Source organism: Amycolatopsis thailandensis (genome assembly GCF_042723255.1).
In the GTDB taxonomy this organism is placed as follows: domain Bacteria; phylum Actinomycetota; class Actinomycetes; order Mycobacteriales; family Pseudonocardiaceae; genus Amycolatopsis; species Amycolatopsis thailandensis.
Genome location: NZ_JBHXJK010000050.1, coordinates 25,666 through 51,907, shown reverse-complemented (window position 1 = coordinate 51,907; position 26,242 = coordinate 25,666). Strand labels below are relative to the sequence as shown.

The 26,242-nt window shown below is 68.3% G+C and carries 26 protein-coding genes and 1 pseudogene; 12 read left to right on the top strand and 15 right to left on the bottom strand.

The window, feature by feature from the left end:
• Window positions 1-30 precede the first annotated feature (30 nt).
• Genes ACFWMR_RS21170 through kstD form a run of 6 tightly spaced genes read right to left on the bottom strand, consistent with a single transcriptional unit; the run spans window position 31 to window position 5,795 of the window.
• Window positions 31-783, bottom strand: a complete 753-nt coding sequence (locus ACFWMR_RS21170) for a class I SAM-dependent methyltransferase (RefSeq protein ID WP_378277522.1) — start codon at window positions 781-783, stop codon at window positions 31-33.
• 52 nt (window positions 784-835) lie between these two features.
• Window positions 836-1,699 (bottom strand): MaoC/PaaZ C-terminal domain-containing protein, encoded by an 864-nt coding sequence (locus ACFWMR_RS21165; RefSeq protein WP_378379586.1) that lies wholly within the window; start codon window positions 1,697-1,699, stop codon window positions 836-838.
• 10 nt (window positions 1,700-1,709) lie between these two features.
• Window positions 1,710-2,735 (bottom strand): 2Fe-2S iron-sulfur cluster-binding protein, encoded by a 1,026-nt coding sequence (locus tag ACFWMR_RS21160; RefSeq protein WP_378379585.1) that lies wholly within the window; start codon window positions 2,733-2,735, stop codon window positions 1,710-1,712.
• Entirely contained in the window at window positions 2,732-2,992 is a 261-nt protein-coding gene (locus tag ACFWMR_RS21155) for a hypothetical protein (RefSeq protein WP_093932673.1), read from the bottom strand. Before ACFWMR_RS21155 ends, ACFWMR_RS21160 begins: the two co-directional genes overlap by 4 nt.
• Window positions 2,989-4,128 (bottom strand): Rieske 2Fe-2S domain-containing protein, encoded by a 1,140-nt coding sequence (locus ACFWMR_RS21150; protein ID WP_378379584.1) that lies wholly within the window; start codon window positions 4,126-4,128, stop codon window positions 2,989-2,991. Before ACFWMR_RS21150 ends, ACFWMR_RS21155 begins: the two co-directional genes overlap by 4 nt.
• On the bottom strand, window positions 4,125-5,795 hold the full coding sequence (kstD, locus tag ACFWMR_RS21145; RefSeq protein ID WP_378379582.1) for a 3-oxosteroid 1-dehydrogenase: 1,671 nt from the start codon (window positions 5,793-5,795) through the stop codon (window positions 4,125-4,127). The genes ACFWMR_RS21150 and kstD overlap by 4 nt, the downstream gene beginning before the upstream one ends.
• A 99-nt stretch (window positions 5,796-5,894) precedes the next feature.
• Between kstD and ACFWMR_RS21140 the strand changes: the two genes are divergently transcribed.
• The 6 genes from ACFWMR_RS21140 (at window position 5,895) to ACFWMR_RS21115 (ending at window position 12,283) form a co-directional block, all read left to right on the top strand.
• Window positions 5,895-7,493, top strand: coding sequence for an FAD-binding protein (locus ACFWMR_RS21140; RefSeq protein WP_378379581.1), 1,599 nt, complete (start codon window positions 5,895-5,897; stop codon window positions 7,491-7,493).
• Between the two features lie 43 nt (window positions 7,494-7,536).
• On the top strand, window positions 7,537-8,712 hold the full coding sequence (gene hsaA, locus ACFWMR_RS21135; RefSeq protein ID WP_378379579.1) for a 3-hydroxy-9,10-secoandrosta-1,3,5(10)-triene-9,17-dione monooxygenase oxygenase subunit: 1,176 nt from the start codon (window positions 7,537-7,539) through the stop codon (window positions 8,710-8,712).
• Complete coding sequence (gene hsaD / locus ACFWMR_RS21130; protein WP_378379578.1) at window positions 8,712-9,560, top strand: 4,5:9,10-diseco-3-hydroxy-5,9,17-trioxoandrosta-1(10),2-diene-4-oate hydrolase; 849 nt, start codon at window positions 8,712-8,714, stop codon at window positions 9,558-9,560. The genes hsaA and hsaD overlap by 1 nt, the downstream gene beginning before the upstream one ends.
• Window positions 9,560-10,477: an iron-dependent extradiol dioxygenase HsaC gene (gene hsaC / locus ACFWMR_RS21125; protein ID WP_093932667.1), complete on the top strand. Its 918-nt coding sequence runs from the start codon at window positions 9,560-9,562 to the stop codon at window positions 10,475-10,477. The genes hsaD and hsaC overlap by 1 nt, the downstream gene beginning before the upstream one ends.
• Window positions 10,474-11,028 (top strand): 3-hydroxy-9,10-secoandrosta-1,3,5(10)-triene-9,17-dione monooxygenase reductase subunit, encoded by a 555-nt coding sequence (hsaB, locus tag ACFWMR_RS21120; protein WP_378379577.1) that lies wholly within the window; start codon window positions 10,474-10,476, stop codon window positions 11,026-11,028. The genes hsaC and hsaB overlap by 4 nt, the downstream gene beginning before the upstream one ends.
• Before the next feature lie 91 nt (window positions 11,029-11,119).
• Window positions 11,120-12,283, top strand: coding sequence for a S8 family peptidase (locus tag ACFWMR_RS21115; RefSeq protein WP_378379576.1), 1,164 nt, complete (start codon window positions 11,120-11,122; stop codon window positions 12,281-12,283).
• Here ACFWMR_RS21115 and ACFWMR_RS21110 read toward each other — a convergent pair.
• Together ACFWMR_RS21110 and ACFWMR_RS21105 are read right to left on the bottom strand one after the other, a co-directional pair.
• Window positions 12,271-12,621 (bottom strand): transcriptional regulator, encoded by a 351-nt coding sequence (locus ACFWMR_RS21110; RefSeq protein ID WP_093932665.1) that lies wholly within the window; start codon window positions 12,619-12,621, stop codon window positions 12,271-12,273. The genes ACFWMR_RS21115 and ACFWMR_RS21110 overlap by 13 nt on opposite strands.
• Before the next feature lie 31 nt (window positions 12,622-12,652).
• Complete coding sequence (locus ACFWMR_RS21105) at window positions 12,653-13,699, bottom strand: fatty acid desaturase family protein (RefSeq protein WP_378276467.1); 1,047 nt, start codon at window positions 13,697-13,699, stop codon at window positions 12,653-12,655.
• Window positions 13,700-13,734: 35 nt separating this feature from the next.
• On the opposite strand from ACFWMR_RS21105, the pseudogene ACFWMR_RS21100 reads away from it, so the two are divergent.
• The 3 genes and pseudogenes from ACFWMR_RS21100 (at window position 13,735) to ACFWMR_RS21090 (ending at window position 16,383) form a co-directional block, all read left to right on the top strand.
• Window positions 13,735-14,068: pseudogene (locus ACFWMR_RS21100) on the top strand (DUF6881 domain-containing protein).
• Window positions 14,069-14,130: 62 nt separating this feature from the next.
• Window positions 14,131-14,598: a MarR family transcriptional regulator gene (locus ACFWMR_RS21095; RefSeq protein ID WP_378379575.1), complete on the top strand. Its 468-nt coding sequence runs from the start codon at window positions 14,131-14,133 to the stop codon at window positions 14,596-14,598.
• Window positions 14,599-15,201: 603 nt separating this feature from the next.
• Window positions 15,202-16,383, top strand: coding sequence for an HNH endonuclease signature motif containing protein (locus ACFWMR_RS21090; protein WP_378379574.1), 1,182 nt, complete (start codon window positions 15,202-15,204; stop codon window positions 16,381-16,383).
• Between the two features lie 772 nt (window positions 16,384-17,155).
• Here the strand turns inward: ACFWMR_RS21090 and ACFWMR_RS21085 are convergent.
• Window positions 17,156-17,521, bottom strand: a complete 366-nt coding sequence (locus ACFWMR_RS21085) for a nuclear transport factor 2 family protein (protein WP_378379573.1) — start codon at window positions 17,519-17,521, stop codon at window positions 17,156-17,158.
• Between the two features lie 87 nt (window positions 17,522-17,608).
• Here ACFWMR_RS21085 and ACFWMR_RS21080 point away from each other — a divergent pair, with 87 nt between their 5' ends.
• Window positions 17,609-18,529: an RNA polymerase subunit sigma-70 gene (locus ACFWMR_RS21080; protein WP_378379572.1), complete on the top strand. Its 921-nt coding sequence runs from the start codon at window positions 17,609-17,611 to the stop codon at window positions 18,527-18,529.
• Here the strand turns inward: ACFWMR_RS21080 and ACFWMR_RS21075 are convergent.
• The 6 genes from ACFWMR_RS21075 to ACFWMR_RS21050 are packed head-to-tail and all read right to left on the bottom strand — an operon-like array spanning window position 18,520 to window position 24,285.
• Window positions 18,520-18,927, bottom strand: a complete 408-nt coding sequence (locus tag ACFWMR_RS21075; RefSeq protein ID WP_378379571.1) for an HIT family protein — start codon at window positions 18,925-18,927, stop codon at window positions 18,520-18,522. The two genes, ACFWMR_RS21080 and ACFWMR_RS21075, sit on opposite strands and share 10 nt — an antisense overlap.
• Before the next feature lie 4 nt (window positions 18,928-18,931).
• The gene (locus tag ACFWMR_RS21070) at window positions 18,932-19,903 is read right to left on the bottom strand and encodes an acyl-CoA dehydrogenase family protein (RefSeq protein WP_378379570.1); all 972 of its coding nucleotides are present in this window, start codon (window positions 19,901-19,903) and stop codon (window positions 18,932-18,934) included.
• On the bottom strand, window positions 19,900-20,829 hold the full coding sequence (locus ACFWMR_RS21065; protein WP_378379569.1) for an acyl-CoA dehydrogenase family protein: 930 nt from the start codon (window positions 20,827-20,829) through the stop codon (window positions 19,900-19,902). Before ACFWMR_RS21065 ends, ACFWMR_RS21070 begins: the two co-directional genes overlap by 4 nt.
• Window positions 20,826-21,959 carry an acyl-CoA dehydrogenase family protein gene (locus ACFWMR_RS21060; protein WP_378379568.1) on the bottom strand — a complete coding sequence of 378 codons (1,134 nt, stop codon included), beginning with the start codon at window positions 21,957-21,959 and terminating at the stop codon, window positions 20,826-20,828. The genes ACFWMR_RS21065 and ACFWMR_RS21060 overlap by 4 nt, the downstream gene beginning before the upstream one ends.
• Window positions 21,959-22,798, bottom strand: a complete 840-nt coding sequence (locus ACFWMR_RS21055) for an enoyl-CoA hydratase (RefSeq protein WP_378379567.1) — start codon at window positions 22,796-22,798, stop codon at window positions 21,959-21,961. The genes ACFWMR_RS21060 and ACFWMR_RS21055 overlap by 1 nt, the downstream gene beginning before the upstream one ends.
• Entirely contained in the window at window positions 22,795-24,285 is a 1,491-nt protein-coding gene (locus tag ACFWMR_RS21050; RefSeq protein WP_378379566.1) for a FadD3 family acyl-CoA ligase, read from the bottom strand. The genes ACFWMR_RS21055 and ACFWMR_RS21050 overlap by 4 nt, the downstream gene beginning before the upstream one ends.
• Window positions 24,286-24,356: 71 nt before the next feature.
• On the opposite strand from ACFWMR_RS21050, the gene ACFWMR_RS21045 reads away from it, so the two are divergent.
• The gene (locus tag ACFWMR_RS21045; RefSeq protein WP_378379565.1) at window positions 24,357-25,475 is read left to right on the top strand and encodes an acyl-CoA dehydrogenase family protein; all 1,119 of its coding nucleotides are present in this window, start codon (window positions 24,357-24,359) and stop codon (window positions 25,473-25,475) included.
• Window positions 25,472-26,239: an SDR family oxidoreductase gene (locus tag ACFWMR_RS21040; RefSeq protein ID WP_378379564.1), complete on the top strand. Its 768-nt coding sequence runs from the start codon at window positions 25,472-25,474 to the stop codon at window positions 26,237-26,239. The genes ACFWMR_RS21045 and ACFWMR_RS21040 overlap by 4 nt, the downstream gene beginning before the upstream one ends.
• The last annotated feature ends 3 nt before the right edge of the window (window positions 26,240-26,242 follow it).

Genomic DNA, 26,242 nt, shown 5'->3' with positions numbered 1-26,242 from the left:
CGCGGCGAGAGCCGTCCACTGTGTACTGAGTCACGTGGTGGTGACGAGCCGGTATCCCAGGTCGAGTTCCGTCCGGCCCAGCAGGCCGACGTGATGCCGGTGCCAGTGCCCGTCGGCGAGGTCGGCGCGCAACCGGCCGACGGCGTCGGCGACGACGTTCTGGTCCAGCAGCGCCACTCCGGACATCCCCGCGCGCACCCGCTCGGACAGATACGCCTCCGGCCTGCGCCAATACGCGCCGAGGAATCCGTCGACGCAGTCCGAGGGAACCGGCAGCGGAGCGACCTCGGGTGTCTCGCCCGCCGCGCGCAACTCGTCGACGATCCTGTCGAGGCAGGCCAGCCTGCTCTCGTGCTCGGCGATCTCCGGCAGGTAGTCCCGCACCAGCCAGAACCGCGCGAACACCGCCTGGTCCCAGGTCACGATCACCTGGCGACGGGACACGCGCCGCAACTCGGCCAGCCCGGCGGTCACGTCCGTCCAGTGGTGCACGGTGAGCACCGCCAGGGCGACGTCGAAGGCGTTGTCGCGGAAAGGGAGCCCTTCCGCGCAGGCCTGGACGGCGGGAGCCGCACCCCCGGGACGCTGCGCGATCATCCGTGACGACGGCTCGACGGCGATCACGTCGCGGTCTTCCGGCTCGTAGGAACCGGCGCCGGCGCCGACGTTGACCACCGAGCGCGCGTCGCCGAGAGCGGCTGTCACGGTGGCCGCGATCCTGGGGTCCGGACGTCTTGATCGCGCGTAGTCCCGGCCGAGTTCGGCATACGGATCGGAGATCAAGGGGCGCACCCGGCCGAGTCTAGCCAGACCCGCTACCTGCGGGAACGATGATTCAGTCTGTCGTGGTCAAGAAAGTGTCGGAAAGGACGGGTGCCTCGTCCCGATCCGGTGCCGACGTCGTGATCAGCAGCCCGGCCTGCTCCCGCCAGACGCGCGTCCGCAGCGGTTCGCCGGGGAAGACGACGCCGGCGAACTTGGCCGAGAACGACGCGACGCGGGAGGTGTCGCAGTCGAGGAACTCGTCGGTGACGGCCTTCGCGATGACGCCGTAGGTGCACAGCCCGTGCAGGATCGGCTTGTCGAACCCGGACGCCGCGGCGAACGCGGGGTCGGCGTGCAGGGGGTTGCGGTCCCCGCAGAGCCGGTAGAGCAGCGCCTGCTGCGGGAGCGTCGGGGTGTCGATGACCGCGTCCGGTTCCCGCGACGGGAGTTCGACGCGGTCGGACGGGCCGCGTTCACCGCCGAAACCCCCTTCGCCACGGGCGAAGATGCTCGACCGCAGCGTCCACAGTGGAGTCCCGTCGGAGTCGGTGGCGACGGTCTCGTTCACGATCACGGCCGCCTTGCCCTTGTCGAAGACGTCGACGATCCTCGTCCGCGCCACGGCCTTGCCCGAGGTCGGGATCGGCCGGTGCGCGATCACCTCCTGCTTGCCGTGCAACACCTTCCCGAGGTCGACCTCGACGCCGGGGAAGGAGACCGCGGGCGGTTCGAACACGCGCAGGTTCGCCGCCACGGTGGCGAACGTCGGCAGCACCTGGAGGCCGTCCTCGTAGGTGTAGCGCAGCTCTCGCGGGCTCATCGGATCCGCTCCGGCGCCCAGCGCCAGATGGTAGAGCTGCACGTCCGACGCGGTCCAGGCGAAGCTCACCTCGCCGAGGTCGGCGCCGATCGCGACCGAAGGATCGATGGGCACGGGAAGACTCCTACTCGTAGGTGACGGTGACCTCGTCGGTCAGCGGCAGGGACTGGCACGCCAGCACGATGCCTTCGGCGATGTCGTCGCCGTCGAGGACCTCGTTGTGCAGCATCTTGACCTCGCCGGAGGTGATCCGGCAGGCACACGCGCTGCACTGGCCCTCGCGGCAGGAATACGGCGCGTCGAAACCGTTCTCCAGCAACAGGTCCAGCAGTTTCGTCCGGCGCGGCCAGCCGAGGTTCCTGGTCTCGCCGTCGAGGGTGACTTCGACCTTCGCCGGGGTCTCGGCCTCTTCGGCGGCGACGGGCTCGGCCACCTCGAACGGGTTCCCGCCGAGGGACAGGAACCGTTCCAGGTGGATCCGTTTGCGTGGCAGCCCGAGATCCTTGAGCACCGTGCGAGCGGCGTCCATGAACGGGCCGGGGCCGCAGATGAAGGCCTCGTGCGCGGTGTACGGCGCCACCAGCGCGCGCAGGTGCGCCTCGGTCGGCCGTCTTTGCAGGCTTTCCAGCCAGTGCACCACGACCAGCCGGTCCGGATGCTTCCCGGCGAGGTCCGCGAGCTCCTTCGCGAAGATCACCGACGCTTCGTCGCGGTTGGCGTAGAGCAGCACCACCTTGCCGGTCCCGTGCTCCAGCGCGGACTTCAGGATCGACATCACCGGCGTGATGCCGCTGCCGCCCGCGAGCAGCAGGAAGTCCTCGTCGAGCGACGCGGGGCTGAACACCCCGGCCGGCGGCAGGACCTGGACCTCCTGGCCCGCCCGGAGGTTGTCGCAGAGCCAGTTCGACCCGTAGCCGTCGGCGGTGCGTTTGACGGTGACCTGGACCCGGTTCTCGTGCGGCGCGCTGGAGAGCGAATAGCAGCGGGCCACCGACCCGGTCCGCTCGCTCGGCACCCGGACGGTGAGGAACTGCCCTGGCGTGTAAGCGAAAACGGAGACGTGCTCCGCCGGGATCTCGAACACGATCGACCGCGCGTCGGCCGTCTCGGTGATCACCTCGGCCACGGTCACGGTGACGGGACCGCTCATTCGGGCACCTCCAGCAGTCCGTCCTTCAAGGCGATCTCGATGCTTTCGCTGAGGTTGCCGCAGGTGTCGAGCAACGCCGTCTGCGCGCCGGAAGCCTTCTGTTCCGCGAACACCGGGCAGCTGCGGGACGCGTCGCTCGTCCATTGGATGCTGGTGTGCTGCATGCTGCTCTTCTTGACCAGCACGCAGGTCCCGCAAGCGCGGCAGTTCAGCGGCCGCAGCCCGGCGGTGAGGAACTCGACGGTCTCGGGCTTCACACCCCGGCCTCTTCCGCCTGCTGCCTCGCCAGGTTCTCGGCCACCTCCGCCGCCCAGACCTCGTTGGCACGGCTGGTGTCCACTTCGAACTCGAAGCGCTGAGTCATGTCCTCGGTGACGTCGGCGGCGTCCACATAGAACTGGTCGTACCAGCGGCGCAGCTGGTAGACCGGCCCGTCCTCCTCGCACAGCAGCGGGTTGTCGATCCGCGTCTTGTTGCGCCAGATCTCCACGTCCTGCAGGAAGCCGACGCCGATGCCCTTGGCGAACTTGCCGGCGATCTTGTCCGCGTGCTCGTCCGAGACGCCCTCGAACTTCTTCACGCTCACGCCCCACTGGAGCACGAACGAGTTCTCGGTGACCGGGTAGTGGCAGTTGATCAGCACGTTCTCGATCTCGAAGCCCTGGTACGTGTTGAGCAGCTTGTTGATCATGTACGAGGGCCCGAAGTACGACGCCTCCGACCGCAGCAGGTTCTCCTCGCCGCCGTAATTGGACGCCATCCCCTTGTCCGGACGGCCCTTCGTGTTCAGGTACTGGGTGGCGATGTGCCCCTCGAACACGTTCTTGAAGTAGGTCGGGAAGGCGTAGTGGATGTAGAAGAAGTGCGCCATGTCGACCATGTTGTCGATGATCTCGCGGCAGTTGGAGCCCTCGATCAGCACCGAGTCCCAGGTCCAGTTGCTCCACTCGCCGGTGAACACGCCCTCTATCCGCGGGATGACGACGTCCTCGGGCGGCGGCTTGCCTTCCGGGTCGTGCCAGACGAACAGCTGCTTGTTCTCCTCCAGCACCTGCCACGTCTTGGTCCGCGCGCGGAGCGGAACCCGCTTGGCGTAGGGGATCGAGACGCATTTGCCGTTGCCGTTCCAGCGCCAGTCGTGGAACGGGCAGGCGATCTCGTCGCCCTTGACCTCGCCCTGCGTGAGGTCGCCGCCCATGTGACGGCAGTACCCGTCGAGCACGTTCAGCTTGCCGGACGAATCGGCGAAGACCACCAGTTTCGTCCCGAACGCCGTGATGGCGTGCGGCTTCCCGTCCCGGAACGACTCGGCCAGGCCGAGACAGTGCCAGCCGCGCGCGAACCGCGAAGGGAGCGCGCCCGCGTCGATCTGCCGTACGGATTCCGTCGTCATCGGCTGCCTCCCGCTTTGGTGTGATCTTGCTTCGCGAGGTGCTCGGCCGCAAGGTAGCCGAACACCATCGCCGGGCCGATCGTCGCGCCGGGGCCCGCGTAGGTGCGGCCCATCACCGCCGCGCTCGTGTTGCCCGCCGCGTAAAGTCCGTCGATCACCGAACCGTCTTCGCGCAGGACGCGCGCGTGCGGATCGGTCCGCAAACCGCCCTTGGTGCCCAGGTCGCCGGGCACGATCTTCACCGCGTAGTACGGCGCGACGTCCAGCGGACCCAGGCTCGGGTTGGGCTTGTTCCGCGGGTCGCCGTAGTAGTGGTCGTACGCGCTGCGCCCGCGGTGGAAGTCCTCGTCCACGCCGCTCTTCGCGAAGCCGTTGAACCGCCGCACGGTGTTCTCCAGCGCGTCGGCCGGGACTTCGATCCGCTCGGCGAGTTTCGCGATCGTGCTCGCTTTGACCGCGATGCCCGCTTTGAACCAGCGGCCGGGCAGCGGCTGGCGCGGGCCGAGGCCGGTGAACATGTACCGGTTGCGGTTGCGCTGGTCGAACACCAGCCAGGTCGGGATGTTCTCGCCGGGCCCGTCGCCCTCGCCGTACATCGCGTGCACGGCCTCGACGTAGGGCGCCGACTCGTTGACGAAGCGTTCGCCCCGCGTGTTGACCATCAGGCAGCCCGGCCGCGACCGCTCGGCGAGCGCGAACCACGGCCCGCCGGTCAGCGGGATGGACGGGCCCCACCAGGCGTCGTCCATCAGGTCGACGGCCGCGCCGAGTTTGAGCCCGGCGTCGATGGCGTCACCGGTGTTGGCCTCGGCGCCGACCGTCCACTCCGTGCCGATGGGCGCGCGCTGGTACTTGACCCGCATCTCCTCGTTGCGCTCGAACCCGCCCGCGCCGAGGACGACGCCGAGCCGCGCGCGGATCAGTTTCTCTTCACCCTCGTGGCGGACGACGACGCCGACCACGCGATCGCCCTCGACCTTCAGGTCCACCAGCGGCGTGTTCAACCAGACGGGGACGTTCGCCCGTCGGAGACCCTCGCGCAGCCCGGCCGCAAGCGCTTGCCCCATGGAAAGGAGCCGCTGCCGCCGGATCCGGCCCACGAGCCAGCGTCCGCCGAGGCCGAGGACGCGGAGGATGCCCCGCGGATGTCGGGCGAGCAGGCTCAGCCACCGGTAGTCCGCCTGGGTGATCGGGACGCCCAGCGGGGGAGCGCTGTACGGCGGCTCCAGATTCGCCAGTTCCGGTCCGAGCAGGTTGCCGTCGAACGCGGCCGGTTCGACCGACCGCCCGCCGGGCCGCCCGCCGGGCGCTTCCGGGTGGTAGTCCGAGTAGCCGCGGACCCAGCGGAAGCGCAGCGGCGTCTTGTCGCAGACGAAGGACAAGACCTCGGGGCCGCGGTCGAGGAAAGCCGACCGGAGTTCCGCCGGGACCACGTCACCGACGATCGATTCGAGGTATTCGTGCGCCCGTTCCGGGGGTTCGGAGATCCCTGCGGCACGCAGCGCGTGGTTGCCCGGGATCCAGACGCCGCCACCGGAGCGCGCGGTCGAGCCGCCGAAATGGGCGGCCTTCTCCACGACCAGGACGTCGAGTCCCCGATGGGCTGCGGACAGTGCGGCGGTCATCCCGGCGGCACCACTGCCCGCCACGATCACGTCGTAGTCCATACGCCCCTCACCTGAAACACGTTGTAGGAAGCATGTAGCAGCATTCGCGCTGCTCCAGTCACCATAGACGAGAACGTGTTCTAGTTCTAGGGTGGGGTCATGGACTCCCTCGTCGCGGATGTGGTGATCGTGGGCTTCGGGGCGGCCGGCGCCTGTGCGGCGATCGAAGCCGCCGACGCCGGAGCCAGGGTGCTGATCCTGGACCGGTTTTCCGGTGGTGGCGCGAGCGCCGTCAGTGGAGGTGTCGTCTACGCCGGTGGCGGGACGGCGCAACAGCGGGACGCGGGCGTCGACGACAGCGTCGACGCGATGTACGACTACCTGCGGCTGGAGGTCGGCGACGTCGTCTCCGAGGAGACCCTGCGGCGGTTCTGCGCGGGGAGTACGGAGATGATCTCCTGGCTGGAAGGCAACGGCGTGCCCTTCGAAGGCAGTCTCTGTCCTTATAAGACGTCGTATCCGAGCGACAAGCACTATCTGTACTACTCGGGCAGCGAGGCGGCGGGCGGCTTCCGCGACGCGGCCAAGCCCGCGCCGCGCGGGCATCGGGTCAAAGGCCCGGGGACCTCGGGAAAACTGCTGATGAAACGCCTGGCGGAGGCTGTCCGGCGTCGGGGGATCCAGGTGCTGCCGCAGACCGCGGCCCGAAATCTGATCGTGGACGCCGACGGGACCGTGACCGGCGTCGTCGTGTCCACCCTGCGGGACGCTCCCGCGCGCGTGCGGGCGACGCATCGGAAGCTGGCCGCGTACGCCGCGAAACCGGGGATCTACGTGCCGTCACTGCGGAAGTCGCTGCATCGGCGGGTGGAGCGGATCGAACGCCGCTACGGCCGTGAGCTGCGGATATCCGCCTCGCGCGGGGTCGTCCTCGCGGCGGGCGGGTTCATCGCGAACCGCGAGATGGTGCGCGAACACGCGCCCGCGTATCGCGGCGGCCTGGCGCTCGGGACCTCCGCCGACGACGGATCCGGGATCCGGATGGGGGTCGAGGCCGGCGGAGCCACCGCGGAACTCGGGCGGATCTCCGCATGGCGGTTCATCACGCCGCCGTCGGCGTTCCTCGGCGGCCTGCTCGTGAGCGAGACGGGCGGCCGGATCATCGACGAATCCCGGTACGGCGCGGCCGTCGGCGAACGCATGATCGCCGACCACGAAGGACGCGGGTGGCTGCTGGTCGACGACGCCATAGTCCGGGAGGTCAAGCGGGACGCGCGCGGGCAAAGTCAGTGGTTCCAAGGACTTCAGGTGCGCTACCTGCTGCGGCAAAGAGTCGTCGCGGGTTCGCTGGAAGACGTCGCGCGCAAGGCGGGTGTGGACCCGGCGGGGCTGGTCGCCAGTGTCGAGGCGTCGCGTTCCGGTGCGGATCCGACCGGCAAGCCCGCGGAGTTCGCGCGCCCGCTGGACCGGGCGCCGTACTCGCTGATCGACGTCTCGATCAAGCCGAACCTCGGCTATCCGTGCCCGATGCTGACGCTGGGCGGCCTGGTGGTGGACGAGGAAACCGGCGCCGTGCGTTCTGGCGCGGGTGTCCCGATCCGTGGTCTCTACGCGGCGGGGCGGACCGCGGTGGGAATCTGTTCTAGGTCCTATGTGAGCGGTCTCTCGCTGGCCGACTGCGTGTTTTCCGGCCGCCGTGCTGGAGCGCACAGCGCCCTCGACCGGGGATCGGTCGACAAAAACGAGAACGTGTTCTAGTCTTGGATCCGGTTCACGGAGTATGGCGAGAGAGGGAACGCATATGAGCGAGCACGCCGCGCAGGACGTGATCGCGGGGATCCGGGAGCTGCTGCCGGTCCTGCGGGAACGGGCGCAGGAGGCGGAGGACGCCAGGCGCGTTCCCGAGGCATCCGTCAAATCCCTGCAGGAGACCGGTTTCTTCAAGCTGTTGCAGCCGAAGACCTTCGGTGGTCTCGAAGCCGACCCGGTCAGCTTCTACACCGCCGTCAAACTCGTCGCGAGCGCGTGCGGGTCCACGGGCTGGGTCGCCTCCATCCTCGGCGTCCACCCGTGGCACCTCGGCCTGTTCGAGGCGCAGGCGCAGCAGGACGTCTGGGGTGACGACGTCGACGTCCGGATCTCGTCGTCGTACGCGCCGATGGGCAAGGCCGACGTCGTCGAAGGCGGCTACCGGCTCAGCGGGCGCTGGAGCTTCTCCTCCGGCTGCGACCACGCGACCTGGGTGCTGCTGGGCGGGCCGGTGTTCAAGGATGGCAAGCCCGTCGATTTCTGCACGTACCTGGTGCCGATCTCCGACTACACGATCGAAGACGTCTGGGACACCGTGGGCCTGCGCGGCACCGGGTCCAACGACATCATCGTGAACGACGTCTTCGTCCCGAAGCACCGCGCGCTCAGCTTCATCGCGACGTCGAAGTGCAAGACGCCCGGCCAGGAGATCAACCCCGGGCCGCTGTACAAGATGCCGTACGGTTCGGTGCATCCGAGCACGATCACCGCGCCCATCATCGGGATGGCGCAGGGTGCCTACGACGCGCACGTCGAGTACCAGGGCAAGCGGGTCCGCGCGGCGTACGCGGGGGAGCAGTCCAAAGAGGACCCGTTCGCCAAGGTGCGGATCGCCGAGGCGGCGAGCGAGATCGACGCGGCCTGGCTCCAGCTGACGCACAACATCGACGAGCTGTACCAGCTGGCGTGCAAGGGGGAGAAGCTTCCGTTCCCCACCCGGCTACGGGTCCGCCGCGACCAGGTCCGCGGCACGGAGCGAGCGATCTTCGCGATCGACAGGCTCTTCGAGAACTCCGGCGGCCGTGCGCTGAAGGCCGGCACCCCGATCCAGCGGTTCTGGCGTGACGCTCACGCCGGCCGGGTGCACGCGGCGAACGACGCCGAGCGCGCGTACGTCATGTTCGGAACCGGCGCCTTCGGGCTGCCCGTCGAGAATGCGATGGTCTGATGACCGAAGGCAAGTACGTCACCGTCCAAGATGGACTGAAACTGCACTACCACGAAGCGGGCGTGGAGCATCCGGAGACGGTGATCCTCCTGCACGGTGGTGGTCCGGGAGCGTCGGCGTGGAGCAACTTCGGCCGCAACCTGCCGGTGTTCGCCAAGAACTACCGGACGCTGGCGATCGACCAGCCCGGGTTCGGCCGGTCGGACAAGCCGACCGAGCATCCGCAGTACTTCCGGCACAGCGCGGACGCCGTTGTCGGGTTGATGGACGAACTCGGCATCGAGCGGGCGCATTTCGTCGGCAACTCGCTCGGCGGCGGGGCCTCCGTACGGCTCGCGCTCAACCATCCGAAGCGCGCCGGACGGCTGGTGCTGATGGGGCCGGGCGGCCTGAGCGTCAACCTGTTCGCGCCTGACCCGACCGAGGGCATCAAGAACCTGGGCCGGTTCAGTGCGCCGCCGGGGCCGAGCCGGGAGAAGCTCGAAGCCTTCCTGCGGATCATGGTGCACGACCAGTCCTTGATCACCGAAGAACTGATCGACGAACGGTTCGCGGCCGCGAGCGCGCCCGAGTCCCTCGCCGCGATGAAGGCGATGGGCAAATCGTTCGCCCAGTCCGATTCCTACGAAGAGGGCATGCTCTGGCGTGAGGCGCATCGCCTGCGTCAGCGGGTCCTGCTCATCTGGGGCAGGGAGGACAGGGTCAACCCGCTCGACGGCGCGTTGCTCGCGCTCAAGACCATCCCGCGTGCCCAGCTGCACGTGTTCGGCGGCTGCGGGCATTGGGCGCAGCTGGAGAAGTTCGACGAGTTCAACCGGCTGGCACTCGACTTCCTGGGAGCCTCCTGATGGGTATCCGTTCACTCGCCTACCTCCGCATCGAAGCCACCGACATGGCCGCGTGGCGCGAATACGGACTGAAAGTCCTCGGCATGGTCGAGGGCTCCGGTACGAATCCGGAAGCGCTGTACCTGCGCATGGACGACTTTCCGGCGCGGCTCGTGGTCTTCCCCGGGGAAAAGGACCGGCTCGCCGTGGCGGGCTGGGAGGTCGCCACGGCCGGCGAACTCGACGAGATCCGGGACTCGCTCGACGCGCACTCGGTGCCGTACAAGGAAGGCACGCCCGATCAACTGGCCGATCGCCGCGTCGACGGCCTGGTGTCCTTCGAGGACCCTTCCGGCAACACGCTCGAAGTCTTCCACGGCGTCGCGCTGCAACATCGGCGCGTGGTGAGCCCGTACGGCCACAAGTTCGTGACCGGCGAGCAAGGACTCGGGCACGTCGTCCTGTCCACCCACGACGATGACGCGTCTTTGCGGTTCTATCGTGACGTGCTCGGGTTCCGGTTGCGGGACTCGATGAAACTGCCGCCGCAGATGGTCGGCAGGCCCGCCGACGGCGCGCCCGCGTGGCTGCGGTTCTTCGGCTGCAACCCGCGTCACCACAGTCTCGCGTTCCTCCCGATGCCGACCCCGAGCGGAATCGTGCATCTCATGGTCGAAGTGGAGAACACCGACGACGTCGGCCTCTGTCTCGACCGGGCCATCCGCCGGAAGGTGCCGATGTCGGCGACCCTCGGGCGGCACGTCAACGATCTGATGCTCTCGTTCTACATGAAGACCCCCGGTGGCTTCGACGTCGAATACGGCTGCGAGGGACGTCAGGTGGACGACGAGAGCTGGATCGCCCGAGAGAGTACGGCGGTTTCGTTGTGGGGACACGACTTTTCAGTCGGCGCACATCGAGTATCAGGTCAGTCGTGACCCCGGTGACGGATATCGGATCGGGGATCGACGCGGCGCGGTTCCGGACGGTGCTCGGGCACTTCTGCACCGGTGTCGCGGTGGTGACCGGGCACGACGGCGAGGCGCCGGTGGGCTTCGCGTGCCAGTCGTTCGCGGCGCTCTCCCTGGATCCGCCGCTGGTGCTTTTCTGTCCTGCCAAGACTTCCCGGACGTGGACGGTGCTCGCCGAGTCGGGCCGGTTCGCCGTCAACGTGCTCGCCGAGCATCAGCAGGATGTCAGCGCGGTGTTCGGCGCCCGGGGCGCGGACAAGTTCGCGTCGGTCGACTGGGCGCCCGCGCCGTCCGGATCCCCTTTGCTGGCAGGGGCTTTGACGTGGATCGACTGCACGCTCGAAGCCGTGCACGAAGCGGGTGACCACTACGTCGTCGTCGGCAGGGTGACCGCGCTCGGGGAGCCGTCCGATGATCGGCCGCTGCTGTTCCACCGCGGCCGGTACACGGTGACCGAACCGGTGACGGACGCGCTCTCCGCGCTCATGCCGTGGCCGCGTCCCGATGATTGGCTTTAAATGGATAAACGAAAAAATGTAAAGCTGTCCTTTCCTGGTGCTTCCGCTTAGCGTTTTCGGCGGAAGCTCACCAAGGAATGGGGACAGCAACGTGAATTCTCGCAGACTGACCGGAATCGGCTTGGCCGCCGCCGTCGTCACGGTCTTGGCAGGCGTGACGCCGGCGCAGGCCGCCGAGGGCGCGATCGTCGGCGCCGGTGCGGAAGGCGCCATTGCCGACAGCTACATCGTCGTGCTCAAGGACGGGTCCACCGCCGACAAGCCTTCGCTGGCAGGCAAGTTCGGCGGCACCATCGGACGGCAGTACACGCAGGGTCTCAGCGGTTTCTCGGTGGCGCTCGGCGAGCGGCAGGCGAAGCGTCTCGCGGCCGACCCGGCTGTCGCCTTCGTGGAGCAGAACAAGGTGCTGCGCGCCGAAGCGACGCAGACGAATCCGCCGTCGTGGGGGCTCGACCGGATCGATCAGCGTAAACTTCCGCTGGACAACAAATACACTTATTCGACCACCGCTTCGAATGTGAACGTCTACGTTCTCGACACCGGGATCCGCGCCACGCACACCGATTTCGGCGGCCGGGTGAAGCAGGGGTACGACTTCATCGACAACGACACGAACGCGGACGACGGTTACGGCCACGGCACGCATGTCGCGGCCACGATCGCCGGCGCGAAGTACGGTGTCGCCAAGGGTGCTTCGCTGTACCCGGTGCGGGTCCTCGGTTCCGACGGCAGCGGCACGACCGCGGGCGTGATCTCCGGCGTCAACTGGATCACCCAGAACGCCAAGAAGCCCGCCGTGGCCAACGCCAGCCTCGGTGGTGGCGCGTCGAGCGCGCTGGACACCGCGGTGCGGAACTCCATCAAGGCGGGCGTCACCTGGACGATCGCGGCGGGTAATTCGAACGTCAACGCCGCGAACACCTCGCCCGCCCGGGTCACCGAAGCGCTGACGGTCGCCGCGGCGGACCGCACCGATCGCCGCGCTTCCTTCTCCAACTACGGTTCCGTGATCGATCTGTTCGCGCCGGGCGTCTCGATCACCTCGGCCTGGAAGGACAACGACACCGCGACCTACACCGGTGACGGCACCTCGTTCGCCGCTCCGCACGTCGCCGGTGCCGCCGCGCTGTACCTGTCTTCGCACACCGGTGCCACCGCGGCGCAGGTGGCTCAGGCGCTGATCAGCGCTTCGACTCCGGGGCTGGTCACCAACCCCGGTAGCGGTAGCCCGAACCGTACGCTCTACGTCGGGTAGGTTCCCTCGGTGGTGGCTCGGTCCCGGCGTTGCGCCGGGACCGAGCTTTTCCGTCCGCGTGGTCGTGGCGGGCCGAGGAGTGACCGCAAAGCCAACGGCGGCAAGGACAGCAGCTGTTCGAGTTCGGCGAGCGCCCGGAGGGATTCCGGGCGTTCCGGTCTGCGTCTGCCGGACTGCCAATGGCTCAGCGTCGGCACACTGATGGAGACGCCGCGCAGTTCGAGACGATGGCGGATCCGGTCCAGCGGGAGCCCACTGGCCGTGATCGCCGCGCGCAGGGCTCGCGGGAACGGTTCTGGATGCAGGGTGGCGCCGGGGAAGATCTTCGGGGGCGTCATGCACTGAAAGTAAGAAGCCGTATCTGGAGTGTCAACGACGTCCGGTGGCCGTCTCAGCCGGTGAACCCTCCGAAAGTCGGATCGGCTCACCCGCTTCGTGCAGACTGCGCAACGCGAGCCGATACGACTCGACGAGCCCCGTCTCGTGATACGGGACGCCGATTTCGGCGCAGTATCCTTGGACGATGGGCCGGGCGCGGCGAAGGTGCGGCGACGGCATGCTCGGGAACAGATGGTGCTCGATCTGGTAGTTGAGCCCGCCGAGCGCGACGTCGACGATCCTGCCGCCGCGGACGTTGCGGGACGTGAGCACCTGCTTGCGAAGGAAGTCGAGTTCGGTGTCACCGGACAGGATCGGCATGCCCTTGTGGTTGGGCGCGAAGATCGATCCCATGTAGACACCCCACAGTGCTTTGTGGACGATGAAGAACACGAGCGCCTTGCCGGGTGAGAGGACGACGAGCAGCGCGCTGAAGTAGAGCGCGAAATGCGTCAGCAGCAGGGCGGCTTCGAGCCCGCGCCGCCGGATGCCCGGCTTCGAGACCGCGCGGATGCCGGAGAAGTGCAGGTTCAGGCCTTCCAGGGTGAGCAACGGGAAGAACAGGAAAGCCTGGTAGCGGCCGATGAACCGGGGGAGCCCCTTGCTGGCCCTGGCCTGTTCCTTCGACCACACGAGGATGTCCGGATCGACGTCGGGATCGAGATCCTCGTGGTTCGGATTCGCGTGGTGGCGGGTGTGCTTGTCCATCCACCAGCCGTAACTCATGCCCACGCCGAGATTGCCCGCGATCCGGCCGGCGATCTCGCTCGGACGGCGGGTCCGGAACACCTGGCGGTGCGCGAGATCGTGCGACAGCAGGGCGATCTGGCCGAACATCACCGCCTGGAACACGGCGATCCCCAGCTGCCACCAGGAATCCCCGATCGCGAAGAAGGCGACCCAGCCGGAGACGAAGAGGGTGGCGACCAGGCCGATGCGGAAGACGTAGTAGCCGGGACGGCGGTCGAGGAGGCCCGCTTCGCTGACGCGGCGGGACAGGCGGGCGAAATCGCTGCCTGTGCGGAGGTTTGCGGTCACCGGTCCGAGTCTGGCCGGGCGGTGGGGTGGGGTGAATGCGGTGCGCCGGTGGGTCGATGCGGGGGCTGGCCCCACCCTGGGGGAGTGATGCGTGTATGTGGTACTTGAGGTGCGTTTGGTCGCACGAGTTCGCCGAGGAACCCGTGGAGATCTTCAGTGAGGTGGGCGCCGATGGCTACGAGTACCGGAAGGTGGAGCGCTTCCGGGGTGGCCGCCTCGGCTGGGCTGATGAGCGGCACGAGGTGGGCGGCACGCGCTTGGGTGCCCCTTGACGAGATCAACGCGCAGCAGGAGTTCTCGGCGTCCCGGATCGACGGCGACGAGTTCGAACGGGTGTGGAACAAGGCTCTCGGCGGGTCTGAGGACTGAGCTTGCCCTTGTCCTCGACCGCGCTTGAGGTTCTACCGTCTCCGTATGGGAAGAAGTACGACATGACGGCTCGGCCGATATCCGACGTCGAACTGGCCGGACAGCCCGCCGCGTATTGGACCGGTGTCGCCTACGAGGCGCTCATCGCGTACACCCGGGCCCGGCAGGCGGAAAAGGGCTACACCCAGCCCCAGTTCTGGCTGCTGCGCAATCTGTCGGCGAACGACATCTCGCCCGATGGTCGGGGAATGACCTTGGCCGAACTGCAAGCGGCGATGGTTTCCTACATCCGCCCGGAGGACGATCTGGCGGCGGAGGCCGAGGTGCTCGTGGAGCGTGGCTGGCTGACTCGGGACAGCGAGAACCGGCTGTGGCTCACTGAGAAGGGGGAACAGGCCCGTGTCGACCTCGCACGTAATGCCCCTGCCATCCGCGCCGCGCTCCACGACGGCATCGACGACGCGGACTATGTGACGACGGTGAAGGTGCTGCAACGGCTGATCCGGAACGCGGGTGGGATGGGCGTCTAGCTGGACTTGGGGCTCAAATGGTCAGTGAGATGCCTGGGATGTGGATCGTTCTGGTGCCGAACGGGTATTGCTCGGCAGGCGCTGGGACGGTTCCTTCCAATCGGAAGCGTTCGGCAAAGTGTTGCGAGGGGAGAGGGGCGACCTCGCCCATTGAAACCTGCCAGGCTTGCGCTCAGATGCTCAGATTCTCAGTGCACCGGCTGGGGGAACGTAAGGTGGACCCTCGGCTGGCCGCCGAGATGAACACCTTGCCTGACGTTGTCAAAACAGCGTCACCTGGGATGAGGATGGCGAGATGGGCGGCCACAGGCAGTTCGCCGTGGCGACGGGCATGCCGGTGTTCCTTTGCGATCCGCGCTCACCTAGTCAACCCGGCGGCACGAGAACACCAATGGTTTACTGCGCCAGTACCTATCCAAAGGAACCGACCCGTCCGGGTATCCACAGGACGAATTCGACGACCGACCGCGGCAAAGGCTGGGATGGCTTAAACCGATCGAAGCGTTCGGCAAAGGTTGCAAGGCTAGAGGTGATGCACTCGCCAGTTGAACCACCAAGCTACGTTCGTGGCGATCGAACTCATGTTCGAGTACGATCATGGACATGGCCACATCTCTTGCTTTCAATCCGAAAGCCGCTCGCCTTCTCGATGCCGCCCACGACGAGGAGATTCTGCTTCGTCAGGCGCAGGGTCGTCAGGTGCGGTCCATAGCCGAGTTCGCCGCGGTGGGTGGTTCGCGAAGATCGGTGACCGAGGAGGTCGCCCTGTGCTTCTCGGTCTCTCGCAATCAAGCCTTCCTGCTGGTCGAAACGTCCTGCGCTCTAGTGGCGCGCTTGCCGAACACGTTGGCGGCGCTGGAGAAAGGCGACATCGATCTGTACAAGGCGTCGAAAGTCAGTCAGCTGACTCGGGAGGTCTCGGACGAGGTCGCCGCGCAGGTGGACGCGTTCATGACCAAACGGCTCGCCGATCGTGATGTCAGGGCGATCGGTAGATCGGTGAGCGGCGCGGTGCAGAAGTTCGACCGGGAGGGCTACAAGGAGCGAGCGAAGAAGAAACGCGCGCGACGGCACATTTCGTTGGAACACGAAGACGAAACCATGTCCACCCTTTCCGGCTATTTGCCGTCCGAGGTGGCGAGCTCGATTTACGCGTCGATGAGCCGCGCCGCGCAGGCGCGCCGGGCGCAGGACAAATCCCGGACCCTGGATCAGCATCGCGCGGACGTGTTCGCCGAACGGCTACTGGCCGAGGACGGTCACGGAAAGCCTCGTGCGCACATCCACGTCTACGTCGACTTCCTGACCCTGGCCGGTGCTCGCGACGATCCCGCGACCCTCGCCGGTTACGGACCTATTCCCGACTGGCTCGTCCGCGAGATCGCCTCCGATCCCGGCTCGACCTGGTCACGGCTGATCACCGACCCCGCCACCGGGCAGCTCCTGGAGGCAGGTGCCGACAAGTACCGGTCGTCTGCCTCGCTGGCCCGGTTCATCAAAGCCCGGGACCGGGAATGCACGCATCCCGGCTGCCACCGTCCCGCCGAGTTCTCCGAGATCGACCACATCCTCGCCTGGGCGCGGCACGGCAAGACCAATCACCACAACTGCCATGGTTCCTGCAAGATCCACAATCTGCTCAAGGAGGAACCGGGCTGGTCCGCAGCGCCTACCGGCAACGGCGGCATGATCATCACCACCCCCACCGGTCGCACCTACGACGCGACACCCGAGCCACTCCACGACCCGCGGCCGGAACCGGAGGATGACATCCCACCCTTCTGACAGGCACGCACCTGACCGGTGGTCACCCGGACACAGGCCGGGTGACGGTAGCCGCGCGCCTGAGGCGTGTCGTGCAAGTGATCTAGCCGCGGTTCGGTTGGATTGCGGACGTGGTTGGTCGTGGTGCACGGCGATGGCAGGATCACCGTCAAGTCATCGAACGCGATCTTGTGGAAGCTGCGCACCGGCACGCCCTAACCTTTACGGGCCCTGGAGGACAGCGCGAACGGCCGCGGTCGTGGACCGAAGACGGCACCTGGGACCTGGCCTCGACCGGATGATCCTCAAGGAGGACGCCGTCCGCGAGCTCGAAGGGATCGTTTCCGTCGACTCGAGCGTGGCCCAGGCGCACCAGCATGCCGCCGCCGCCCAGAAGAAGGACGTAGCGGCGGATCGAAGCCCTCGCTTCCGGCGGGGGAGGACTCGGGCGGTCCTGCGGTGTGCTGAGCACCAAGATCCACGTCGCCGCGGACGGGCGGATCCGCCGATGCGGTTCCGGCTCATCCCGGGCCAAGCCGGAGACGACCCGCTGCTGGCCGGGCATCACCGTCGCCCGGATCGCCCGCCACGCAGCCAAAGGCCACAAAAGACGCAAAAGCCACAGCGGCAGGCGACCGCCCACGTTCGACGCCGAGGTCCATAAACAGCGCAACGTGGTCGAACCGGTCCATCAGGACAGGTCCGAAGGACGCGCCCGGTCCGCGACCACACGCGCTCCGCGCCGCATGCAGCTAAGCGCCGCGCACCGTTAACCCCACAGCGACCACGTGCCCTAAGACCCAGCAGCCGCCCTCGCCGCATCGAAAGGAGCCCGATCGAACACGATCCGCAACTCCACGATCTTCCCCTCCCGCACGGTCAGCATCTCCGCCCCGGGCGCGCTCGCCACCGGAAATGTCGCCGTGTCGTACATCAGCAGCGCCGTCGTCTCGTCCCCGAACGCGGAAAGCAGCGTCGACCCGGTCAGGATCTCGGTGAACGGCCCCATGAACCCGCGAAACGCTTCCGCGCCGGAAAGCGGTCCACCGGGCGTGTGACAAACGATGCCGTCGGCGATGTAGGTCATCGCCTTCTCGAAGTCCTTGCCGGTCCACGCCTGGTGGTAGGCGAGCGCGACGTCCAAAGCCGGACTGGTCATGATGGTTCCTTTCGTCGACCTTCACCTCGTCAGACACCATTCCCGCCCGGAACGGAACGGTGCGCCACGAAGTGACAGGATCGGCCCGTGAGCACCAGGACGACGGACGAGCGGGGCTTTCGCGAGCTCAGCGACACCTACCGGCATGAGCTGCACCTGCATTGTTACCGGCTCCTCGGTTCTTTCACCGACGCCGAGGACGTCGTCCAGGAGACGCTCCTGGCCGCCTGGCGCGGCCTCGGAGGCTTCGAGGGTCGTTCGTCGCTCCGCACCTGGCTGTACCGCATCGCCACCAACCGCTGCCTCAACGCCCTGCGGGACGCGGGCCGCCGCCGGCCGCCCGAGCCGGTGCCGCCGTTCGATCCGCCGGAGCCCAGCCGTCGCGGTGAGGTGACCTGGTTGCAGCCGTACCCGGACGAGCTCCTCGAGCGCGTCGCCGACAGCGAACCCGGTCCCGAAGCGCGCTACACCGCCAGGGAGGCGATCGAACTCGCCTTCGTCACCGGTCTCCAGCTCCTCCCGCCGAGGCAAGCCGCCGCGCTCGTCCTCCGGGACGTCCTGTGCTTCCCCGCCGGTGAGGTCGCGGGCATGCTCGGCACCACCGAGACGGCGGTCAAAGGCATCCTCCAACGTGCTCGCGCGTCGCTCGCCAAGCATCGCGACGGCGCCGGGCACCGGCCCTCACCCCGGGAACGCGAGCTGACCAAGCGATTCGCCGACGCCTTCACCGCGGGCGACCTCGACGGTGTCCTCAGTCTGCTCACGGATGACGCGTGGCTCGCCATGCCGCCGGCGCCGCACGAGTACCACGGCCTCGAAGCGATCGCGAGCTTCCTCCGCGTCACCATGGCCGTTCCGGTCCCCGAGGGCTTCACCATGACACCGGTCCGGGCGAACAACCAGCCCGCGTTCCACTGCCGCCACGGCGCGACACCGGCCGGGTTGATGGTCCTCACGCTCGACGGCGACCGGATCCGCGCCGTCACCCGGTTCCTGGATCAGAAGTAGCCCGCGAGACGGCCACAGAGCGCGTCGATGTCCGCGACCGGGGCGCCGCTCCACGAAGGACCGTCCATCCACCCGATCTCCGAGGGCGTTCCCCGGTGCCGTGCGAACACGTGCTGATGGAAATGCGCGACACTCCGCCCGGCGATGGCGGAGAACACGTGCTCCGGTGCCAGTTCCGCCCGCAGGCCGCGAGCCGCGCACCACGCAGCCCGCGACACCGCCGAGACCTCGTCCGGGGTCAGCTCGTCGAGTACGGCCACGTGCCTCCGGGTCTCCACGAACAGGTACCCGGGGAACTCACCCGGCCGGTGCGACACGATGACCAGGTCGTCAGCCCGGACGACCGGCCCCGCCAACGGCCCTTCGCCGCGGTGCTTGGCGCAGATCGCACAGTCCACCCGGTCACGATAGCGGCGGTCGCACCCGCCTCAGGTGCTCATCGGGCGACCCGAAGAGCCGCGCCGCCCCGTGTGCCCGCTTGAAATAGCGGTGCGCCGGATGCTCCCAGGTGATCGCGATCCCGCCGTGCAGCTGGATCATCTCGCCCGCCACCGTCGCCAGCGCCTCCGAGCAATGGACCTTCGCCACCGCGGCCAGCCTGCTCGATTCCGGCGCCGCGTAGGCCGCCGAGCGCGCGGTTTCCACCAGGACGTGGAGATCCGCCATCCGATGCTTCAGTGCCTGGAAGCCGCCGATCGGTCTGCCGAACTGGCGGCGTTGCTTGGTGTACTCCACCGTCAGCTCGAAAGCGCGCGCGGCGGCCCCGGCCTGCTCGGCGGCCAGGACGGCGCACGCGACGTCGCGCAGCGCGCCGAGATCGACCGGGCCGAGCAGCCGGGCAGGGGCCTTGTCGAAGGTCACGCGTGCCAGCCGCCGCGTTTCGTCCATCGCCGGGGTGCGCACCCGCGCCGCCTCGGTGACTTCGTACAGCGAGCCGTCGGCCACCGCCAGGAGGATCTCGGCCTCGTCGCCGTGGAGGACGTAGTGCGCTTCACCCGTCAAAGCGGAGTCGGCGACTCGGCACGCCGACGCGTCCCACCGGCCGTCGGCGTCGGTCCAGGCCACCGCGCCGACGGCACCTTCGGCGAGGCGGGGGAGCAGTCGCTCGCAGGCTTCGTCGTCACCGGTGGCCAGGACAGCGTGCACGGCGAGTACGGCCGAACCGAGGAACGGGACGTCGGCGAGAACCCGGCCCAGCTCTTCGGCGACCACTTGCAGTTCGGCGATCCCGGCGCCGAGTCCGCCGAACCGTTCGGGGACGGCCAACGCCGCCACGCCGATCTGTTCGCACAGCTCCGGCCAGGGATCCGCTTCCCGGTCCAGCAGTTTCCGGACGCTGTCCCGCAGGGCGTCCTGCTCGGCGGTGAACGTCATGACAGCACCCGCTCCCGGTGGAACCGCGGGGTGCCCCAGGCGCCGACCAGCGCGCGGACCCTGCTCAGCCGCAGACCGAGCGCGTGTTCCGCGGTGTAGCCGATCGCGCCGTGCACTTGCAGCCCGGTCCGGGCGGCGAGATGCGCGGCGTCGCCGCACGCCACCCTGGCCGCGGAGACGTCGCGTGGGTCGAGGGTGACGGCCGCGCCGAACAGCAGCGGTTCGGCGAGCGCGAGCCCGGTCGCGACGTCGGCGAGCAGATGCTTGACAGCCTGGTACCCGCCGATCTCCCGCCCGTACTGCTTGCGTTGCGCGGCATACGCGACGGACGTGTCGAGCAGCCACCGCCCCGCGCCGAGAAGGTGCGCGGCGGTGGCCAGACAGCCCAGTTCGAACGCGCGGTCCGCGTCGAGCGCCGTGCCGAGGTCGTCTCCCGCCACCGGCGGGAACAGCCGCCGTGAACCGTCCACAGAGGACAAGAGAGCGCCAGGTGTGAACGCGCGCAGCCTGCCGTCCTCGACGGAGAGTCGCGCGTCGGCGACATCGGAATCCAAGGCGTACGGCACATGCGGGGCGAACGAGACCGACGCCAAGGTCTCGCCGGACGCGACCGAGGTCAGCAGCTCGTCGTCCAGCAGAGACGGCAGAACGGCCACCGTGTCGGTCCACGGGCCGGGAACGCAGTGGTACCCGAGCCGTTCGAAGCCGACGGCCAGATCGACCGGGGTCGCGCCGAGCCCGTCGTACTTCTCGGGAACGGTCAGCGCGGTCACCCCGAGTTTCGCCAGCCGCCGCCAGATCTTGAGACCGGGCCCGTGATCGCCCGCCGCCCAGGATCGGTTGGCCGCTTCGGTGTCCAAATCGGACAGAAGATCGTGCAGGCTCGAGGAGAACTGCTCCTGCTCGCCGGAAAGCGCGAACCTCATCGGGCCCCCTTCGGCAGGCCGAGCAGTCGTTCGGCGACGATGGACCGCTGGATCTGATCGGTCCCGCCGTAGATGGGGCCCGCCAGGGAGAACAACCAGCCGTCGCTCCAGCGCCCCCGCAGTTCGGCGTCCGGGCCGAGGACGTCGAGCGCGGTTTCGTGCAGTTCGACGTCGAGACGCGACCAGAACAGCTTGTTGACGCTCGATTCCGGCCCGAGTTCGGCGCCGTCCGCGAGACGGGTGACCGTGCCGAGGGTGTACAGCTGATACGCCCGCGCGCCGATCCACGCGTCGGCGACCCTGTCGGCGGTGTGCGCGGGCCGCCCGGCGTCGGTCCAGAGCGAGACCAGCCTGTCGGCCGCGGCGAGAAACCGGCCGGGGCTGCGCAGGGACAGTCCGCGTTCGTTGTTCGCCGTCGTCATCGCGACCCGCCAGCCCTCGCCCGCCGCGCCGATCACGTCCTCGTCGGGGACGAAGACGTCGTCGAAGAAGATCTCCGCGAACCCCGGTTCGCCGTCCAGCTGGGGGATGGGCCGGACGGTGACACCTTCGGACCGCAGATCCACCATCAGATAGGTGAGGCCCTTGTGCCGCGCCGACTCCGGGTCGCTGCGGAACAGGCCGAACGCCCGGTCGGCGAACGTCGCCCGCGAACTCCAGGTCTTCTGCCCGCTGACCCGCCAGCCGCCGTCGCAGCGGGTCGCGGTGCTTCGGAGCGCGGCGATATCGCTGCCCGCCTCGGGTTCCGACCAGGCCTGCGCCCAGACTTCTTCCGAGCGCGCCATCTTCGGCAGGATCCGACGCTGTTGTTCTTCCGTGCCATGGGAGAACAGCGTGGGCGCGAGCATGAAGATACCGTTCTGGTTGACCCGCAACGGCGCCCCCGCCGCGTAGTACTCCTCCTCGAACAGCACCCACTCCAGGAGGCTCGCGTCCCGGCCACCGAACTCGCGCGGCCACGAGACGACCGACCAGCGGGCGTCGGCCAACCGGGATTCCCAGTCGCGATGCTGCGCGAATCCCTCGGCGGTGTCGAACGACTTCAGCGGCTCGGCCGGAACGTTCGCGGCGAGCCAGGCACGGGCCTCGTCACGGAAGGCGAGCGTGCGCTCGTCGAGATCGAGATCCATCACGAAGTCCTGTTCGCGTCTCGCATCGAGCGCGCGTCCTGTCCGCCCAGCGAGTCACCGCCGGACATCTCGGCGTTGTGCGCGTGCGCGAAGTGGTGCAGCCCGAACACGGAGTCCATTCCGGACCGCAGGCCCATCAGGTCTTCGGCCTGGTTGACGGCCTTCTTGGCGAGCGCGAGCCCCATCCTCGGCATCACCGCGATCTTCTCCGCCAGCGCCATGGTCTCCGTTTCGAGGTCGGCACGGGGGACGACGCGGTTCAGCATCCCCCATTCCTTGGCCTGTTGGGCCGTGAAGCGCTCACCGGTGAACAGCACTTCCTTGGCCGCGCGCGGACCGAGGACCCAAGGGTGCGCGAAGTACTCGACACCGGGAATCCCCATACGCACCACGGGATCAGCGAAGAACGCGTCGTCGGAGGCGACGATCATGTCGCACACCCACGCCAGCATCAGCGCGCCCGCGATGCACGCGCCCTGCACACTCGCGATGGTCGGCTTCGGGATCTCACGCCACCGGCGGCACATGCCGAGGTAGACCTCCGACTCGCGGGCGAACCGCTGGTCACCGCCCTCGGCACCGACGTGGTCCCACCACAGCACCGCCTTGCGCTCGAAGGAGACGTCCACGTCGCGCTCCGGCGTCCCGATGTCGTGCCCGGCGGAGAAATGCTTGCCCGCCCCGGCCAGCACGATCACCTTGACCTCGGGATCGTCGACGGCACAGCTGAACGCGGCGTCGAGCGCGTAGGTCATCGCCGAGTTCTGCGCGTTCCGGTACTCCGGCCGGTTCATCGTGACGACGGCCACCGGCCCGCGTCGCTCGTACTCGACGGTCATCCGTTCTCCTCCCGCAACACGCGTTTCAGCACCTTCCCCGACAGGTTCCGCGGAAGCTCCGCCACGAACTCGACATACCGGGGGAGCTTGTAGTTGGCCAGATTGCTCTTGCAGTGCGCCAGAACATCCTCTGTGGACAGTTCGGATCCGGGGCGGAGCCTGATGTAGGCCTTGCCCGCCTCGCCGTACACCGCGTCGGGAACGCCGATCACCGCGGATTCCGCGACGCCGTCCAGCCGGCTGAGTGTCTGCTCGATCTCGGCCGGGTAGACGTTGAATCCCTTGCAGACGTACATGTCCTTGATGCGGTCGACGATCCGCAGGTAGCCGCGGTCGTTGAGCACGCCGACGTCGCCTGTGTGCAGCCAGCCGTCGGCGTCGACGGCTTCCGCGGTGGCTTCCGGATCGTCGAGGTAGCCGAGCATCACGTTCGGCCCGCGCAGCAGGACTTCGCCGTGCTCGCCGAGCTTCACCTCGAAGCCCGCCGTCGCGCGGCCGGAGAAGTGTGCCACCAATTTCGCTTCGTCCTCGGGACGGGACATCGTGGCCACTACGGCCTCGGTGAGCCCGTACGCGGTGAGCACGGTGTCGAAACTCAGCTCCGCCTGCATGCGTTCGACCAGCGCGACCGGGACGGTCGCCGCCCCCGTGACGGCTAGCCGGAGGCTGGACAGATCGTGCTCCCCGCGTTCGGGCGCGTCCAACAGGACTTGGTAGACCGTCGGCGCGCCGGGGAGAACGGTGATCCGCTCGGTCTCGATGAGGCTCAAGGTGCCGCGGACGTCGAAGGTGACCTGCGGGACGATCGCCGCGCCGCGCAGGATGGCCGCGAGGATTCCCGCCTTGTAGCCGAAGCTGTGGAAGAACGGGTTGATCACGAGGTAGCGGTCTTCCTCGGTCAGTCCACCGCAGTCGGCCCAGGCCTCGGCGACGCTCAGCGCCTGCCGGTGACTGCTCATCGCGCCCTTGCTGCGGCCGGTGGTCCCGGAGGTGAACAGGATGTCGCTGACGTGGCCGGGCTCCGCCCGGCTGACGAAATCACTGTCGAGATCGGCGAGAGCGTCCCATTCCGTGACGCCGTCCATCGGCGCTTCGTCGCCTTCCACGGGGATCCGCAGCACCGTGCCGGGCCGTGAGGAGCCGAGGGCCGCCAGTCGGTCCGTGCCGAGGAACGTGCCGGTGATCGCCAGCGCGGAGACCCCCGCGCGGTCGAGGACGTCGATGGTCTCGCGGGCGGTGAACCGGGTGTTGACCGGGATCAGCGTCGCGCCGGCGTACAGCGCGCCGAGTCCGGCGACGACCCAGTGCCAGGTGTTGGGGGAGCAGATCGCGACCCGTTCGTGGCCTTCGAAGAACCGCGCCGCCTGCCGGACCCGGCGCGCGAGTTCGGCATAGGTGAGCCGGACTTCGCCGTCGACGAGTGCTTCTCGTGTGGCGAAGCGTTCCGCGGCCTGATCGAGCGCCGCCGGGATGGTCCCCTTCGACATCGAGCCTCCCTAGCAAGTGCTTGGTAGGGTAGCCTACGCAGCAGGCTCTGGTTTGGCTAGAGGAGGCACGTGTGGCTCAGGACGGTTTCCGCGACCGTGTGCGCACCTGGCTGGCGGACAATCTGCCGCCGGAACTGCGGGGGCTGGGCGGCCCGGGGCGGGAACACGAGGCTTTCGACGAACGCGTCGAGTGGGAACGGAGGCTCGCCGCGGCGGGCTGGACCTGCGTCGGCTGGCCGGTCGAGCACGGCGGGCAGGGCGCGACGCTGGAACAGCAGGTCGTCTTCCACGAGGAGTACGCGCGAGCGGGCGCCCCGGCGCGGGTGAGTCATCTGGCTCAGGAGCTCCTGGGCCCGACCCTGATCGCCTTCGGGACACCGGAACAACGGAAGCGGTTCCTGCCGCCGATCGTGGCCGTCGAGGAACTATGGTGCCAAGGCTATTCCGAACCCGGCGCCGGATCCGATCTCGCCGCGGTGTCGACCACAGCCACCCTCGAAGGCGACGAATGGGTGCTGAACGGCCAGAAAGTGTGGACGTCGCTCGCGCACGTGGCCGACTGGTGCTTCGTCCTCGCCAGGACGGAACCCGGTTCGAAACGCCACAAAGGACTGTCCTATCTGCTCGTTCCGATGCGGCAGCCCGGAGTCGAGGTCCGCCCGATCCAGCAGCTCACCGGGACCTCGGAGTTCAACGAAGTCTTCTTCGACGGCGCTCGCACGGCCAAGGACATGGTCGTCGGCGAACCCGGCGACGGCTGGCGGGTGGCCATGGGCACCCTCGCCTTCGAGCGCGGCGTCGCGACACTGGGCCAGCAGGTCGGCTTCCGGCGGGAACTCGAAGACCTCACCAGGATCGCGCCGGACGACCCGGTGATCGCCGAGCGGATCGACCGCGCGTGGGTCGGCCTGGAGGTCATGCGGGCGCAAGCGATCCGCACCCTGGGCGACTCGTCGCCGGGCGTGGCCGAAGTGTCCAAACTGGTCTGGGCGAACTGGCACCGCGACCTCGGCGAGCTCGCGATGCTCGTCCGCGGCGCGCGGGGCATGCTCGCGGAAGACGGGCTCGACGCCTGGCAACGGCTTTTCCTCTTCACCCGGGCCGACACGATCTACGGCGGCTCCAACGAGATCCAGCGCAACGTCATCGCCGAGCGGGTGCTCGGCCTTCCCCGGGAGGTGCGACCGTGATTCCGGTGCCGAAGTACCCCGAGGGGGCGAACCTCCTGCGGGACAAGGTGGTCGTGGTGACGGCGGCGGCCGGCACCGGGATCGGTTCCGCGGTGGCGAAACGCGCGCTGGAGGAAGGCGCCCGGGTCGTGATCAGCGACTGGCACGAGCGACGGCTGGGAGAGAAGGCGGCCGAACTCGGCGACGTCCACGCCATTCCCTGTGACGTCACGCAAGAAGACCAAGTGCGCGCACTCGTCGACGGCGCCGCCGCGCACTACGGCCGGATCGACGTGCTCGTCAACAACGCCGGTCTCGGCGGCACCAAGTCCATAGTGGACATGACGGACGAGGAATGGTCGCGCGTGATCGACGTGACCCTCAACGGCACCTTCCGCGCGACGAGGGCCGCGGTGAACCGGTTCATCGCGCAGGGCGACGGAGGGGTGATCGTCAACAACGCGTCCGTGATCGGCTGGCGCGCTCAGTCCGGTCAGGCGCACTACGCGGCCGCGAAAGCGGGCGTCATGGCGCTCACCCGCTGCGCCGCCGTCGACGTCGCCGAACACGGCATCCGGGTCAACGCCGTCGCGCCGAGCCTGGCGATGCATCCGTTCCTGGCCAAGGTGACCAGCGAGGAGCTGCTCACCGAACTCACCGCCCGCGAGGTCTCGGGGAGGGCGGCGGAACCCTGGGAAGTGGCGAATGTGATGGTGTTCCTCGCCAGTGAGTACTCGTCGTACCTCACCGGCGAGGTCTTGTCCGTGAGTTCCCAGCATGCGTGAGGT

Bases quoted from the DNA above. Each gene is read 5' to 3' on its own strand.
- ACFWMR_RS21160 (WP_378379585.1), bottom strand. From the start codon at position 2,735: ATGAGCGGTCCCGTCACCGTGACCGTGGCCGAGGTGATCACCGAGACG.
- ACFWMR_RS21150 (WP_378379584.1), bottom strand. From the start codon at position 4,128: ATGACGACGGAATCCGTACGGCAGATCGACGCGGGCGCGCTCCCTTCG.
- kstD (WP_378379582.1), bottom strand. From the start codon at position 5,795: ATGGACTACGACGTGATCGTGGCGGGCAGTGGTGCCGCCGGGATGACC.
- ACFWMR_RS21140 (WP_378379581.1), top strand. From the start codon at position 5,895: ATGGACTCCCTCGTCGCGGATGTGGTGATCGTGGGCTTCGGGGCGGCC.
- hsaA (WP_378379579.1), top strand. From the start codon at position 7,537: ATGAGCGAGCACGCCGCGCAGGACGTGATCGCGGGGATCCGGGAGCTG.
- hsaD (WP_378379578.1), top strand. From the start codon at position 8,712: ATGACCGAAGGCAAGTACGTCACCGTCCAAGATGGACTGAAACTGCAC.
- hsaC (WP_093932667.1), top strand. From the start codon at position 9,560: ATGGGTATCCGTTCACTCGCCTACCTCCGCATCGAAGCCACCGACATG.
- ACFWMR_RS21110 (WP_093932665.1), bottom strand. From the start codon at position 12,621: ATGACGCCCCCGAAGATCTTCCCCGGCGCCACCCTGCATCCAGAACCG.
- ACFWMR_RS21095 (WP_378379575.1), top strand. From the start codon at position 14,131: ATGACGGCTCGGCCGATATCCGACGTCGAACTGGCCGGACAGCCCGCC.
- ACFWMR_RS21090 (WP_378379574.1), top strand. From the start codon at position 15,202: ATGGCCACATCTCTTGCTTTCAATCCGAAAGCCGCTCGCCTTCTCGAT.
- ACFWMR_RS21085 (WP_378379573.1), bottom strand. From the start codon at position 17,521: ATGACCAGTCCGGCTTTGGACGTCGCGCTCGCCTACCACCAGGCGTGG.
- ACFWMR_RS21070 (WP_378379570.1), bottom strand. From the start codon at position 19,903: ATGACGTTCACCGCCGAGCAGGACGCCCTGCGGGACAGCGTCCGGAAA.
- ACFWMR_RS21065 (WP_378379569.1), bottom strand. From the start codon at position 20,829: ATGAGGTTCGCGCTTTCCGGCGAGCAGGAGCAGTTCTCCTCGAGCCTG.
- ACFWMR_RS21060 (WP_378379568.1), bottom strand. From the start codon at position 21,959: ATGGATCTCGATCTCGACGAGCGCACGCTCGCCTTCCGTGACGAGGCC.
- ACFWMR_RS21055 (WP_378379567.1), bottom strand. From the start codon at position 22,798: ATGACCGTCGAGTACGAGCGACGCGGGCCGGTGGCCGTCGTCACGATG.
- ACFWMR_RS21050 (WP_378379566.1), bottom strand. From the start codon at position 24,285: ATGTCGAAGGGGACCATCCCGGCGGCGCTCGATCAGGCCGCGGAACGC.